The following is a 14,913-nucleotide window of genomic DNA, read 5'->3' on the forward strand; positions in this document are numbered from 1 at the left end:
ATAAAAATCTACTCTAGAAAGAGATTTCTTACAAGGTATTATACCAAAAAAAGCACAAAACTCCTCTTCCTCCTAAGTCTGTCTAAACAAAAAAGAAACCCGCAGGCTTCTTTTTTTATTTTATCGAGAGGCTTATTAATCAGGTCAAGGCTGTTAATTAAACAATACCTTGAGCTGACATAGCGTCTGCAACTTTAAGGAATCCAGCGATGTTGGCACCAACAACAAGGTTACCTTCATGACCAAATTCTTTAGCAGCTGCTGCAGCATTTTCGTAGATACCTTTCATGATATCGTAAAGTTTAGCATCAACTTCTTCGAATGTCCATTGTGTACGTCCGCTGTTTTGTGCCATTTCAAGAGCTGATACAGCAACACCACCAGCGTTAGCAGCTTTGGCAGGACCAAATGATACACCAGCTTTAAGGAAGACATCAATAGCTCCCAAAGTTGAAGGCATGTTAGCACCTTCTGAAACAGCCAATACACCATTTGCTACAAGTGTTTCTGCATCTGTTTCATCCAATTCATTTTGAGTTGCACATGGGAATGCCAAGTCAGCTTTGATAGACCAAACTGTCTTTTCACCACCAGCAGGTGTGAAGGTTGCATTTGGACGAGCTTCTGCATATTTAACGATACGTTCACGTTTAACTTCTTTGATTTCTTTCAACAAGTCAACGTCGATTCCGTCTGGATCATAAACAAAACCAGATGAGTCAGAACATGTTACAGCTTTAGCACCTAGGCTTTGCAATTTTTCAATAGCGTAGATGGCAACGTTACCAGCACCTGAAACAACTGCTGTTTTACCGTTAAAGTTTTCACCACGTGCATTAAGCATTTGTTCTGCAAAGTAAACAGCACCGTAACCAGTTGCTTCTGTACGAGCAAGTGATCCACCCCAGTTCAAACCTTTACCAGTAAGAACACCTGTGTACTCATTACGAAGACGTTTGTATTGGCCATAGAGGTAACCAATTTCACGTCCACCAACACCGATATCACCTGCAGGTACGTCTGTATCTGCACCAATGTGTTTGCTCAATTCAGTCATGAAGCTTTGGCAGAAACGCATGATTTCGTTATCTGATTTACCTTTAGGATCGAAGTTTGATCCACCTTTACCACCACCGATTGGTTGACCAGTCAATGAGTTTTTAAAGATTTGTTCGAAACCAAGGAATTTAATGATTGATTGGTTTACTGATGGGTGGAAACGAAGACCACCTTTGTAAGGACCAATAGCTGATGAGAATTGTACACGGAAACCACGGTTTACTTGTACTTGTCCTTTATCGTCAACCCATGGCACACGGAATGAAACGATACGTTCTGGTTCAACCAAACGTTCCAAAAGGTTTTCTTCAATATATTTAGGATATTTATCGAAGACAGGAACAAGTGAATCGAAAACTTCTTCAACTGCTTGAAGGAACTCAGCCTCATGGCCATTTTGAGCTTTCACTTTTTCAAAAACGCTAGCAACGTACTCTTTACCTGTTGTCATATCAATGTTTCCTTTCAAATAATTACCTTAGTAATTTAATTACATGAATAGTATAAATTTTCAGAATCTTCTTGTCAAGTATTTTCTGCTATTTTTTTGATTTTTATGTTAGGTTTTATGACATAACAAGTGATTTATCTTTTTTAAGCTACTCCTAAAAAGTTATCAATTCAACAATGTAAGCGAATTCTATTTTTCTAGTTTTTCTCCAAAATTTTTTAAACTTTTTTTCAACTTTAAAGCTAAAATAGCCTAAAAACAATTTAGTAAATTTACTATTTTTACATTTACAAAGATCCCCAACTATGTTATTATGAATTTAGTAATTTTACTAAATCTTGGAAAGGGTCATTTTTTATGAAAAGAAAGCAATTATCAGGAAAGCACATCGGCATTGTTTTTGGAACTTTCGCTCCAATGCATGTTGGGCACGTTGATCTTATTACCAAGGCAAAACGCGCTAATGACAATGTGCTCGTCATCGTAAGTGGCAGCAACACACAAGAAGATCGAGGGACACGCGCAGGCCTATCACTCAACCGCCGTTTCCGTTATGTTCGAGAAGTTTTCTATGATGATGAATTAGTCGTTGTGGATAAACTGGATGAGGCTGGGATGCCAGCCTATCCCGAGGGATGGGTACCTTGGGTTAATCATGTCAAAGAGCTTATCTCTAAAAATACGGATAATCCTGAAAAGATTACCTTTTATGTTGGAGAGCCAGAGTACGTGACCGAGCTCAATCGCTATTATCCTCAAGCTCAGGTAGAACTCATCGAACGCTCTATTATCAACATCTCTGCTACCGAGATTCGAGACAATCCTATGGAAAATTGGCGTTTTATCACCAAGCCTTTCCGTCGTCACTTTACTCATAAGGTTCTTGTCGTGGGCTCTGCTAGTGGTGGAAAAACTACTCTTGTTAAAGATTTGGCCCGAACTTACAACGCTCCCTGCTCTCTTGAATATGCTAGGGAGTATCAAGAAAAGTATAATGTACGAGATGACGAGTTAGATACTAACGATTATATTCACCTCCTGACAGATCAATATGCCCAGACCTCTGATATCATTGATAAAGGGCAGCACTCAGGACTTATCTTTGCCGATACCAACTCAACAGTCACAAAAGTTTATATCGACTACTATTTGAAAGAAAATATTTCTAAAGAAGAATTTGATATGCTGGATCGGCTCTATCAGGTAACTCAAGCCCGTGAAAAATGGGATTTGATTTTTGTAATTCTGCCAAAATCAAACTATGTGGATGATGGCTTCCGTGACATGACTATGGCTGATAGCCAAACACGTGACTGGTTTACCAAGCATCTCTTAGACCTCCTATCACCATTCAAGGATAAAATCGTTATTTTAGGGGAAAATAGTAATAGTGACAGCTTCTTTGCGGACAACTACCACAATGCCAAAAAAGCAATCAAAGAACGTCTACACATCGATATTTAAAAGACCAATCCAACGTAATCATCGCTTAAAACTTACAACACAAACATGGAGGAAACATATGACTAGAACCTTCGAAAACTCTGGTAGCGAAAAGGAATTTTTGGACATCTATCAGCGAGAGGAAATGGATAAGTACGTTAAGCCCTCAGTGACCGTTGACTCGGTCATCTTCCGCTATTATGAAGGAAGAGTCCAAACCTTACTTATCAAGCGAAAAAACCATCCCTTCATGGGGAAATACGCCTTCAGTGGTGGCTTCGTTCAGGAGCAAGAAGATCTCAATCTAGCTGTCTGTCGCGAAGTACAGGAGGAAACATCCATTACACTCAATCCTGATCATATTGAGCAACTCATTACTGTGGGAACACCTTATCGGGATCCTCGAATGTGGACCATTACAGTGGCTTACCTCTGCTTCATGACCTTCAATGACATTCAAGTGGAAAAGGCTGCCGACGATGCAGCGTCTACGCATTGGTTAGACATTGCCATGGTAGACGGTCAACTGCAACTTGTTGATGGTGATAAGACGCTGTCACATGATGACCTTGCCTTTGACCATTGGGAAATTCTCTTAACAGCTATGGAACGTATCAAGGGACGACTCGAATACTATCCAACTATTCTTTCCATTATGCCCGAGGAAAACACCTTGACCACCTACCGCCAACTTTTTGGTACCTTCAATGAAGACTACCTCAAGATGGATTCCACAAATTTCTTGCGTCGCTTTAAACACCTCTTCCAAAAAACAGGTCGTCAGGTAGCTACTAGAACCAGAAAGGCTGCCACCTACACTTATCATATCAAGCCACTCTAAAGTAAGGTCTTTGTTTGACAATTTGATACTTACATAGTAGTATTAAGAAAATTAATAAGAGGTATCCTATGAAAAGTTTTACATTAATTAGTGGAATTCTCATTACACTCTTGGGTGTCTTTTTCTTCGCTAATCCTACAAATCTTCTTGCCATCGTTGGTTGGCTATTTGCCCTAGTGATGCTGGTATCTGGTGTTTCAAGTCTCATGGTTTATTTTAAACGAGATAACGAAAACCGCTCCTTCTTCCAACTACTTCAGAGTATCATTTCCATCGTTTTTGGTATTATCCTGCTATCAACATCAGCATGGGTGCTCTCGGGCGTAGCTGTAACCATTATCGCTTGGTGGCTTCTTGTCTCAGCATTTACGCAAGGCTTTCAAGCTTATCGCCAACGTCAATTCGGCTTCTCAGGTCAACCTGCCCTATCAATTGCCTTGATTTGTCTAGTCTTTGGACTCCTGCTCTTTAGTGCTCCGTTTTTCTCAGCCTTTCTTATTGGGCGCTTGGTAGCTTCCTTAATTATCTTCGCGGGGGTCTCTGTCCTCTCCTTTTCGTTCCGCTTGTGGTAGGAAGAAAATAGTCACTACATAAACATAAAAAAGCCTTGCAATTCACATTTGCAGGGCTTTTGTCATACTTTGATTACTAAAGAGCTTATCCTTCTAGCTCACTCAAATACTCATAACGTTCATACTTTTCAAGCAAGGTTTCGTTAGCAGCATCCAAGTCTCGTTGGAGGGTGGCTAACTGTCCATAATCACTAGCATTTTCAAGCATGGCTGCTTCAATCTCTTCGATTTTGGCTTCAAGGTCAGCAATCTCATCCTCGATGGTCGCCCACTCTTGTTTTTCAAAGTAGCTCATGCGTTTTTTGTCTTCTTTGACTTTCTCAACTTTAACGCTAGCTTGCTCTTTTTCCTTCTCTAAGAGGACTGCTTGCTCTTGGAAGAAGGCTTTTTCATCAAGGTAGTCAGTGTAGTTACCAAAGAACTCACGCACACCACCCTCTTCAAAGGCTAGAATCTTGTTCGCCACCTTGTCCAAGAAATAGCGGTCGTGACTTACGGTAACGACAGGGCCGCCAAAACCATTGAGGAAGTTTTCCAAAACTGTCAAAGTCGCAATGTCCAAATCATTTGTCGGCTCATCCAAGAGCAGAACGTTAGGCTTTTCAATCAGAATCTTAAGTAGATAAAGACGTTTCTTTTCCCCACCAGAGAGCTTAGCAATCTGTGTCCCATGGGTAGAACGAGGGAAAAGGAATTGCTCTAAGAGCTCTGTGATACTAGTTGTTCCAACCGTTGTCTTAACCTCGTCTGCCACTTCTTGCAAGTAGTTAATGACACGCTTGCTTTCATCCATGTCCTTAATTTGCTGCGAGAAATAACCAATACGTACCGTCTCACCAATATCCAGAACACCAGCTGTAGGCACAAGGTCACCATTAATCAGATTGAGCAAGGTCGATTTCCCAACACCATTATCCCCAACAATACCGATACGATCACGGTTTTGCATGATAAGATTGAAATCACTGAGAATTTGTTTGCCATCTTCATAAGCAAAATCGACATGCTCAAAGTTAACCACCTTCTTACCAATACGGCTAGTCTCAAAATTAATTTCAAGATCGTCATTATTAACCGTTTGGTGAACCTCACCCTTAAGCTCCTTAAAGCGATTAATACGAGCTTGTTGCTTGGTCGCGCGTGCCTGTGGTTGCGTTCGCATCCATGCCAACTCCTGCTTATAGAGTTGCTTTTTCTTGTGAAGAGCCGCTGCATCTCGTTCATCTTGTTCAGCCTTTAGACGCACATAGTCTTGATAATTTCCCTGGTATTCAATCAGATTAGCCTGGTCTAGCTCAAAGATACGTGTGGCCACATTGTCCAAGAAATAACGGTCGTGGGTAATAAAGAGGACCGTTTTTTTAGAAGACTTGAGAAAATTAGTCAACCAAGCAATAGTATCAATATCCAAATGGTTAGTTGGCTCATCCAAGAGCAAGAGATCTGCATCATTCAAGAGAACCTGAGCCAACTGCACACGGCGACGAAGACCACCTGAGAGGTCCCCGACCTTTTGCGAGAGGTCTGACAATCCCAACTTAGACAAGACTGTCTTAACCTCGCTCTCAATGGACCAAGCATCTAGACTATCCATCTCTGCCATAACCTTCTCCAAGCGAGCCTGATTCTCCTCAGAATATTCTGCCATAAGGGTTTCATATTCTCGAATCAAAGCCATCTCACGAAGGTCTGATGACAAGACAGTTTCAAGAACCGTCTTGCTATCATCAAATTCTGGCTCCTGAGTCAAATAAGCAATCTTATAGCCATTAGCCTTGGTGAAAGGTGACACATCACCATCAAAACCAATACGCTCAGAGACAACATCTAGCAAGGTTGTCTTACCTGTCCCATTGACACCAATAATCCCAATACGATCCAAATCATGGATAATGAATGAAATCTCTTTAAAAACCGTCTTATCTCCAACGGACTTGGTTAATTTTTCAACAATAAAATCTGACATCTTACTTCCTTCTTACAAATAACACCGCTACGGATCCTACGCATGCTCTGTAGCGGTGTGTCTTTTTTATCACGTCTCTAGACTTATTTCATAGCTTGAACAAAGGCCATGATGGGTTCCTCGGCATTAGCTAGTTGACCATCAACGATGGCATTTTCGATAGCCTTAAGTGCACGACCAAGGTCTGGACCAGGTTTGAATCCCAGCTCCTTCATCAGTGTGCCACCATTCACAACGATTTCGTGCTTATCATGGATGAGCAACTGGCCATCCAACTCGGCAATACGCTCATAATCGACGTCCAAGCCCTGAGCCCGTCTCAAGGTTTCAGCCTCCTCTAAGAGTTCCTTACCATACTGATAAACATCTTGCTTGGTCACAGCTCTCTCCAAACGGAAATTGAAAATGTCAACCAGGGACTGAACTGTCTTTTGGAAATTAACAGATGTCTTCCATTTTTTAAGAAAAGAGCGTGGATTATCGTGCTTGAGAGCCAAAAGAGTTGCCGCCCAGGCCTGCTCAGAACTTGTAAATCTAAAGTCATCAGCATAATCTGATACAAAAGACTGCCATTCTTCAGCAGTTTCTTGAAAATCTGGAAGATACTGATAAGCCTTAGTCGCTAGAAGTGCCTTAACCCCTTTTTTCCAATGTGGTGCCAAGAGCAACTTATCAAATTCGATGAAACTTCGCTCAATCGAAATCTTTTCCAAAAGAGGAGCATGGCTGGTCATAGCCTCAAAAGTCTTTTCTTCAATATCGAAATCTAAGCTCGCTGCAAAACGTAGTCCACGCATGATACGAAGAGCATCCTCGTTAAAGCGTTCCTCAGCCTTACCAACAGCCCTTAAGACACGGTTGTCCAAATCAGCAAGACCATTGAACTTATCAATAATCTCAGCATTTTCATTAAGAGCAAAAGCATTGACTGTAAAATCACGACGCTTAAGATCCTCTTCCAATGAACGCACAAAGGACACGCTAGACGGACGACGGTAATCCACATAGACGTCCTCTGTTCGGAAGGTCGTCACTTCATACTCACCGCCATTTTCCAAGACCAAAACGGTCCCATGCTCAATACCAATGTCTACCGTACGCTCAAAAATCTGTTTAGTCTCCTCAGGATAAGAAGACGAAGCAATATCAACATCGTGAATGGGACGGTTGAGAAGGGCATCGCGGACCGATCCACCAACAAAGTAAGCCTCAAACCCTGCAGCCTTAATTTTCTCTAATATTGGTAAAGCCTTCTGAAATTCAGAAGGCAAATAACTTAATCTCATAGTAAATGTTCCAAACCATAAACAAGCTGATTACGTTTAACAACTTCTTTAATCCCAAGATTAACACCACCCATAAAGGAAATGCGGTCGTAAGAGTCGTGACGCAAGGTCAATCCTTCTCCTTGGGCACCAAAGATAACCTCTTGGTGAGCCACAAGACCTGGCAAACGCACACTGTGAATACGGAAACCATCAAACTCCGCACCACGTGCCCCAGCAAGTGTTTCCACCTCATCCTCAGCTCCCTGACGTTTAGTCTCGCGAACCTCACGAATAAGTTCAGCCGTTTTCACTGCTGTACCTGAAGGCGCATCTTTTTTCTTGTCATGGTGAAGCTCAATGATTTCAAGATCTGGGAAATATTTGCTAGCTTCTGCCGCAAACTTCATAAGAAGGATAGCACCAATAGCAAAGTTAGGAGCAATCAAACCACCAATAGACTTGTCTTTAGAAAGGTCTGTTAATTCCTGAATTTGTGCTTCAGTAAAGCCTGTTGTACCCACAACTGGTGCAAAACCATTCTCCAAAGCAAAACGAGTATTTTCATAGGCAACAGCAGGCATAGTGAAATCCACCCAGACATCTGCATCAAAGCCAACCAAATCCGCTTTATCTGTGAAGACAGGAATACCGTCCACTTCTTTTTCTGTCGCAAATGGGTCAAGCAAGGCAGCCAAAGTCAATTCGTCATCTCCCTTGACCATCTCAACCGCAGTTGAACCCATTCTTCCTTTAAATCCAGCAACAATAACTTTAATAGACATGTCATTTTTCCTCTCTATTGATTTTAATCATAGACAAGCCCATCCCACATGGATAGTACTTATTTGGTAAATTTAGGTGTTAGACCTAGTACTAGCGCTCCTTCACCCAAGTGTGTCGCAATTACGGCACATAAGGATACCACTGTTGAAACACTAATTCCCTCTGCTTCTAGCTGTCTTTTAAAATCCTCAGCTTTTTCAGGAGCATTCGTGTGAAGGATACTAAGCTCCATTTCACGATTTTCCTCAGCTAGGGCAACCAAACGTTTCACAGCTTTCTTCTCTGTACGCACCTTTTCAAAAACAACGATTTTTCCTTCGTCATTAAAATTCAAAATAGGTTTGATAGACAAAAGATTTCCTAAAATCGCCGAACCATTCGACAAACGACCACCTTTAACCAGATGATTAAGATCATCCACAAGAATATAGGCCGTCGTTTGGCCAACTTGCTCCTCAAGCTTCTTCAAAATGTTCTCAAAAGACATTCCTTGGGCTGACCAATGCAAAACGTTTCTCACCATAGCTCCCATAGGAGCTGCTGTGATTTTTGTATCAGGAAAAGCAATCTTCAACTTGGCATGGTCCTCAATCAAAAACTGACTATTGGCCCAAAAACCAGAGATTCCTGAAGAAAGGAAAAGCCCAATGACATGGGTATAACCTTCCGCCTCCAACTCCATAAGCAAGTTATCCAAGTCAGCTAGATTTGGTTGTGACGTCTTGAGCAGTTCCTCAGAGTTTGCCATTTGTTCATAAAACTGATTGACATCCAAGTTTTTTCCTTCAACAAAAGGCTGCCCCTCAATGATGACTGGAATATCTAAAACATAAACATCAGCATGGCCCTGAATCTCAGCAGGGAGATTAACCGATGAATCCGTAATAACTGCAAGAGACATCTTAGAACTCCAAGTTGATACCTGGGCGATCCAAGGCAATTTCAGTTACTTCATAAGTCAAACGTTGAAGCGTATCCAAGAGCGGTGCAGCCAAGGCTTCTGCTTCTTCTTGTGAGAAGTCTTTTGGTTCATTGACGATACGGTTTTGAATATGGTCCATTTGAGAAACAATCCCTGAGATAACAAACTCATCACGGACAATCATAAATTGCAAAACAGCTACAACAGACGTATTGTTAGCTTCTTCATCTTTATTGTGCAACTGGAAAGTTACTTCAACATTTGTTTTAGGCACACCATTCTCTTTTTCCCACTCATGGTTACGAACATCATAGTGGTAACGGTTAACAAATACTTTTTCGCGAATTAAATCCATTAGTCATATTCTCCTTGATACAATTACTCTTTATTATAGCATAAATATGCTTTATTATGGGAATATTATTGACAGAAAAATGAGTATTTAGACTGATTTTGACAGCAATAATAATCACTAGAAAAGTAGGAGCTTTGATTTAGGTCTAAGAACACTAAAATAAGGCTCCTTCATCAGAAAAGAGCCTTACATTGATAGCTAACAGTCCCTCAAAGAACGTTTCTGCTGTCCCTGTTCATCAAAATTCTCAGGAGACAACCAATTCTCAAATCGTTTCTTAAGTACTGGCCACTCACTGTCAATAATCGAGAACCAGTCCGTATCACGGCTACGTCCCTTATAAATAGCATGGTTACGAAAACGCCCCTCATAGGTGAACCCTAAACGCATGGCTGCATTGGCAGAAGGGCGGTTGAGACTATCACATTTCCACTCATAACGACGATAGTTAAGATCTTCAAAGACATATTTCATAAGCAGGTATTGAGCTTCTGTGGCTGCTCGAGTCTTTTGTAAGGCAGGTGCCAAAATTACCCGCCCCATCTCAACACTGCGATTTTTGGGTGTAATAGCCATGAGTGAAAAGGTTCCTAGAACTTTACCAGAAGCCTTATCCCTGATGGCAAAGAAATAAGGATTCTGGGATTGCTCATAATCCTCCAAACACTGACGTACAGCTTCTTCAGATTCAAAAGGGTCCGCATACATATAGGTCCAATCCGAAAGAATCTGATTAGTAAAGTAAAAGTCTAAAATGTCCTCATAATGCTCTGCCACTGTCAAATGTTCAACGCTACAATAACGACCTTCTAATAGAGCAACATCTGGCATTTTACCTGGACTGGCATCTGCTAGACTTGGCCCTACTTCTTGTTGGTAGTGATTTAAAGGCATAGGATTCTCCTTTTTTCATAAAGAAAAGCCTACACAAAAGTGCAGACTTTAGCTTAATTATTTAGCAACTGGGTATACAGATACTTGTTTTTTGTCGCGACCTTTACGTTCGAAACGTACAACACCTTCAACTTTAGCGAAGAGTGTATCGTCACCACCACGGCCTACGTTTACACCTGGGTAGATGTGTGTACCGCGTTGACGGTAAAGGATTGATCCACCTGATACAGTTTGTCCATCAGCTGCTTTAGCACCAAGACGTTTAGCTTGTGAATCACGACCATTGGAAGTAGAACCCCCACCTTTTTTGTGGGCGAAAAGTTGCAAGTTTTCAAGAGTTTTCAACATAAGATTGTGTCCTTTCTTAGTGATTAGTCGCTAACTTACGCGTTGATAGCGTTGATAACAACTTTTGTATAAGGTTGACGGTGACCTTGTTTACGGTGGCTACCTTTTTTAGGTTTGTATTTGAAAGTAACAACTTTCTTTTGTTTACCTTGTTTTTCGATAGTTCCGACAACAGTAGCTCCCTCAACAACTGGAGTACCTACTACAGTTTTATCACCACCGACAAGAACAACTTCGTTAAAAGTTACTTCTGATCCAGCTTCAGCGTTGATTTTTTCAACGTAGATCGCTTGACCTACTTCAACTTTAACTTGTTTTCCACCAGTTTTGATGATTGCGTATGTGCTCATGATGCACCTCCTATTAAAATTTTTAATGTGTCTGAGGTTTCCCTCTGTGAAGACTCGCCTAGTACTGCGGGGCCGAACCCACTTGTAAACAGTAGTCGTGCGGTTGCACAGGACGTGCATTTAGTCAACGTTACAATTCTATCATTTTTTCCCTCTAATGACAAGAGAAAAAGTTATTTTGATTATTCTTATTCTGCTCATTGAAATTTATCAAAGTAGCGATTACCCTAATCAACTCTTATTCCATATCTTCCTAGGAAAGTCTTAGCTAGAGCCCGCTCCAGATCAACTAAGGAAAGGCTCTTATCCGTTGTCAAAATTTGATAGCGTTCACTTCCTTCAAAATAGAAGTGATTCAATGCCTGATAGCCATTTCGTTCATAAAATGCTAAACGTTTTAGACGTTGAGCCCGATTAGAGACTTGCTCCTCATCCATGGGTTCAATCGTAAGCACACACGGTCGTTCTCCTGCTTCTTCCCTAACTTGTGCCAAAATTTGACTACCGTAACCCTGCGACTGTTTACTTTCCTCAACCGCAAGAAAGAGAAGGTAGACCAGGTTATCAGTACAGATTGCATAGGTAAAACCAATAAAAACTCCCTGATCAAAATAAGCCAAGAAAGATTGTCCATTTTTCAAATTATTCCAAGACAATTGCCAAAGTGGGAGTCTCTCCTCCACAGGAAAAGCCGCTTCATAAAGCGAAGCGACCATCTTGAATGTTGATGTCAGAGGATAAATGTTACGAACCTCTAGTGTCATTTTCCTAACCAATAACCTTCTTATAATCTTCTGGTGTTGCTACATGAGCGTGCTCACGTTGACGATCAAGCAAGTGACTAAGGAAGTCACGGTTGCCCAAGGCTTCTTTAAGGGTTTGTTTAAATTGCCCAGCATTCATAGCTGAGAAAATATTGCTTGGTGCAGTATAATCTGGACCATGGCTTGTGTTCGTGAAAGCCAGGATAAGCAGGTTATTTTCAAAGGCAGCACGTGTCGCTGACAGGATTTCATTTTGGTGGTTAATATCTAAATAGAAATCAGCCTCTTGATAGAGACGTTTAACCTGTTCTGTTGTAATATTCGGATAAAGGCTAACATTACTATATTTAGCTAAATCCATCAAACGACTTGACATTTCAGTGATTGCACCAATATGGTAGTGCATGGTAGGCACTTCACTAACAATGTTTTCCAAGTGTTCAATCTGATCTGAGTTGGTCAAGATCAGTGCTTGATTTTGGAAATTATTCTGACGAGCAAATGGATACATGAATCCGAGAAAGGCCACGCGAGAAGCCTGCTCTGGACTAACCAACTTTAGAAGATTCGTATATGCCGTGTATTCTTGCACTACAATCTTAGTTTGACGGTGATTGCTATCAAGAAGGAGGCGCATATTCCCAGGGACTGAATCAGTGATAGGCTCTTGCCAGAAGAGGACATCTTGACCAGAATTCGGAAGATTCATAGCTGTCAAGAAAGGCGTTGACAAGGAGTTATAAAGGATACGTCGCAAATCATAGCCAGCTTCTTTAAGATAAAAGACTACAAACTCCGATTTGTTTTTGAAAATGTAGACCTTGTCTTTCCAATTCAAGATAACGTCTTTAGTCAAATGGTTAATGACGATAACTTCCTTGTTGTCTGGAGTGAAATAACTAGTAATGGTCGCTTCTTGCTTAACATTGTAAGTTGTTTGTGAGAAACGGTACCCCTTATTATTGTAGCGATCAGTCACACGCAGGCGACCTGACTCATCATACCAATCCACAGCTTTAACTAGACGCTGATGAGCAGGATGCGCATAGTGAATATGACCACGTTTCTTATCAAAACGGAAGATTTCCGCGTTACTATTTGTTCCTAAAATTTCCCAGTAGTCAGGCACAGGAACCTGATTAAAGTAAAGTGCAGAACCTTGAACCTTGTCAAAACCAGTGAAATAAAGGTAAGGTGAGGTCACATCACTAGGCAGAAAGCCATCATCTGAAAGACAAACTGTTGTATTTACATAGCCAGCGACAATCAGCGAGTAATGGAGATCCCAACTACCTTGACTATAGTTCTCAAATAAATTAATCATGATTAGTCATCTCCTTTACTAAGTTAAGCCACTTCTGCTCGATCTCCTCTGTCAAAAAGCCTTTGGCGATATCATAAGAGACTTGATGAACATGATCTAAATCTGAACGATTGAAGAAAGCTACAATTTTCTCTGCCAAGGCAGCCACAATAGCAAGCTCGTCATCTTTTTCAAATCGAGGGATTAAGTAACCATTTTCATTATCCTTGATAAAAGTTTGGTTCCCATAACGGACATCAAAACCAATCATACCAAGGCCCGATCCAACAGCTTCTAGAAGTGTCAAGCCAAAACCTTCACTCTTAGAACCTGATAGGTAAAGTTCGTAATCCTTGTAGACTTCTGTTAAATCTTGGTGACCCTTAAGATGGATGTAATCCTGAGCGTGATTTTCCTCGATAATTGCCTTAAGCTTAGCTTCTTCAGCACCTGTACCAAAGATATCAAAGTTCACTTGAGGCAGTCTTTCTTTAGCCTTAACAACAGCCTTAGCCAACCAATCCACGTGCTTTTCATTGGCCAAACGTGAAGCTGTGATGATTGAGAATGGTTTACGCTCTCCCTCAGGCTCTCTCAGTTTATCCAAACTTCCCACAGGAATCGTTACGATATTAGGTGTAAATGGTGTGTATTTGTTGAACTGATCTAGCATAATGCTACGTTGACGCTCTGTCGCTGTGATGAAGAAATCAACCTTATCTGCATTGCTGAATTGGTACTCATAGAAGTTATTCCATAAAATAGTCTTGTCTGTCACAGCATTTTCACTAAAGTGCTCTGCATGGACCACAACCCCAAGCTTAGCAGGTTTGGTATTGCGGAAAACAGCCTGCCCTGTGCCAGTTGCACGGTCCAAAATAACGATATCCTGGTCAGTTAGACCAAGTTGCGACATGAAGTAGGCGATAAATTCATGTTTAGATGACAAAATCTTATCTGGGAAACGGAAGACACTATCCTTACCATCAACAATTTCATCATAGGCAACACTACCATCCTCATTGAAGAAACGACGTTGATAGAGGTGGGCCTTGTTATCTACAGGGGTGTAGTACTCCGTGAACATCTTGGTGTAAGAGTAAAAGTCTTTACGAATTAAGCAACCACGCGATACTTTTTCCACACGATGGACAATATCTTCACCCTCTTTACGCAAATAAGCGGCGTAGAAAATATCTTCCTTGGCACAAAAGAGCTTAACCACCTTGCCATTAATCTCACGACGCGTGATGTCATAAGGGATTTCCTTTTCCAAATCCTTGACAGTATAGGTCGTTGGAGCAATTTTCAGGTCTGTAAAATAGCTGTATAGCCAGATGACGTCTTCATCTTCAAACCCCATGTTACGGGTCAAATCAGAAAGATTGTCCTGCAGGAACATATCCATAAAGACAAATTTGGCCTTAATACCTGTGTTTTTGAAAATTGTAGAACGATAGGCCTGGGCGTACTCAACCCCACTTGATGCCCAACCGATTCCTAAATTGATGTTATAAACAGTCATGTATTTTCCTTTCTGGGTAAAAGCTCAACATCGACATTTCTTTTTGGACATACCTAACTCTAGTAGCAC

15 protein-coding genes and 1 other annotated feature are annotated in these 14,913 nt (G+C 41.1%); of the genes, 3 read left to right on the forward strand and 12 right to left on the reverse strand.

The window, feature by feature from the left end; genetic code table 11:
• Window positions 1-157: 157 nt before the first annotated feature.
• Window positions 158-1,510 carry an NADP-specific glutamate dehydrogenase gene (gene gdhA, locus PCY16_RS09350; RefSeq protein ID WP_037597452.1) on the reverse strand — a complete coding sequence of 451 codons (1,353 nt, stop codon included), beginning with the start codon at window positions 1,508-1,510 and terminating at the stop codon, window positions 158-160.
• A 357-nt stretch (window positions 1,511-1,867) separates the two neighbouring features.
• On the opposite strand from gdhA, the gene PCY16_RS09355 reads away from it, so the two are divergent.
• From PCY16_RS09355 to PCY16_RS09365, 3 genes are all read left to right on the forward strand, one after another.
• Entirely contained in the window at window positions 1,868-2,974 is a 1,107-nt protein-coding gene (locus PCY16_RS09355) for an AAA family ATPase (RefSeq protein WP_195414093.1), read from the forward strand.
• 58 nt (window positions 2,975-3,032) lie between these two features.
• Window positions 3,033-3,794, forward strand: a complete 762-nt coding sequence (locus PCY16_RS09360) for an NUDIX hydrolase (RefSeq protein ID WP_002890096.1) — start codon at window positions 3,033-3,035, stop codon at window positions 3,792-3,794.
• Between the two features lie 68 nt (window positions 3,795-3,862).
• Window positions 3,863-4,366 (forward strand): HdeD family acid-resistance protein, encoded by a 504-nt coding sequence (locus PCY16_RS09365; protein WP_002886681.1) that lies wholly within the window; start codon window positions 3,863-3,865, stop codon window positions 4,364-4,366.
• Window positions 4,367-4,451: 85 nt separating this feature from the next.
• Here PCY16_RS09365 and PCY16_RS09370 read toward each other — a convergent pair whose 3' ends face one another.
• The 11 genes from PCY16_RS09370 to gtfA form a co-directional block, all read right to left on the reverse strand.
• Window positions 4,452-6,332: an ABC-F family ATP-binding cassette domain-containing protein gene (locus PCY16_RS09370; RefSeq protein WP_195414092.1), complete on the reverse strand. Its 1,881-nt coding sequence runs from the start codon at window positions 6,330-6,332 to the stop codon at window positions 4,452-4,454.
• Between the two features lie 83 nt (window positions 6,333-6,415).
• Window positions 6,416-7,618: a CCA tRNA nucleotidyltransferase gene (locus tag PCY16_RS09375; RefSeq protein ID WP_195414091.1), complete on the reverse strand. Its 1,203-nt coding sequence runs from the start codon at window positions 7,616-7,618 to the stop codon at window positions 6,416-6,418.
• Window positions 7,615-8,382, reverse strand: coding sequence for a 4-hydroxy-tetrahydrodipicolinate reductase (gene dapB, locus PCY16_RS09380; RefSeq protein WP_049545670.1), 768 nt, complete (start codon window positions 8,380-8,382; stop codon window positions 7,615-7,617). The genes PCY16_RS09375 and dapB overlap by 4 nt, the downstream gene beginning before the upstream one ends.
• A gap of 59 nt (window positions 8,383-8,441) precedes the next feature.
• Entirely contained in the window at window positions 8,442-9,284 is an 843-nt protein-coding gene (locus PCY16_RS09385; RefSeq protein ID WP_002886676.1) for a DegV family protein, read from the reverse strand.
• 1 nt (window position 9,285) lies between these two features.
• On the reverse strand, window positions 9,286-9,660 hold the full coding sequence (locus PCY16_RS09390; RefSeq protein WP_002885550.1) for a DUF1149 family protein: 375 nt from the start codon (window positions 9,658-9,660) through the stop codon (window positions 9,286-9,288).
• Window positions 9,661-9,858: 198 nt separating this feature from the next.
• Window positions 9,859-10,554: a GNAT family protein gene (locus PCY16_RS09395; protein WP_195414090.1), complete on the reverse strand. Its 696-nt coding sequence runs from the start codon at window positions 10,552-10,554 to the stop codon at window positions 9,859-9,861.
• Between the two features lie 57 nt (window positions 10,555-10,611).
• Window positions 10,612-10,902, reverse strand: a complete 291-nt coding sequence (gene rpmA / locus PCY16_RS09400; protein ID WP_002885483.1) for a 50S ribosomal protein L27 — start codon at window positions 10,900-10,902, stop codon at window positions 10,612-10,614.
• A 35-nt stretch (window positions 10,903-10,937) separates the two neighbouring features.
• A complete protein-coding gene (gene rplU / locus PCY16_RS09405; RefSeq protein WP_002885597.1) occupies window positions 10,938-11,252 on the reverse strand; it encodes a 50S ribosomal protein L21 in 315 nt (104 codons plus the stop codon).
• Between the two features lie 40 nt (window positions 11,253-11,292).
• Window positions 11,293-11,367: a sequence feature (ribosomal protein L21 leader region), on the reverse strand.
• A 112-nt stretch (window positions 11,368-11,479) separates the two neighbouring features.
• Window positions 11,480-12,016, reverse strand: a complete 537-nt coding sequence (locus PCY16_RS09410) for a GNAT family N-acetyltransferase (RefSeq protein WP_195414089.1) — start codon at window positions 12,014-12,016, stop codon at window positions 11,480-11,482.
• 4 nt (window positions 12,017-12,020) lie between these two features.
• On the reverse strand, window positions 12,021-13,340 hold the full coding sequence (gene gtfB, locus PCY16_RS09415) for an accessory Sec system glycosylation chaperone GtfB (RefSeq protein WP_002890082.1): 1,320 nt from the start codon (window positions 13,338-13,340) through the stop codon (window positions 12,021-12,023).
• Window positions 13,333-14,844: an accessory Sec system glycosyltransferase GtfA gene (gtfA, locus tag PCY16_RS09420; RefSeq protein WP_195414088.1), complete on the reverse strand. Its 1,512-nt coding sequence runs from the start codon at window positions 14,842-14,844 to the stop codon at window positions 13,333-13,335. Before gtfA ends, gtfB begins: the two co-directional genes overlap by 8 nt.
• Window positions 14,845-14,913 lie beyond the last annotated feature (69 nt).

The organism is Streptococcus sp. SS4, from assembly GCF_030440125.1.
Classification (GTDB): domain Bacteria; phylum Bacillota; class Bacilli; order Lactobacillales; family Streptococcaceae; genus Streptococcus.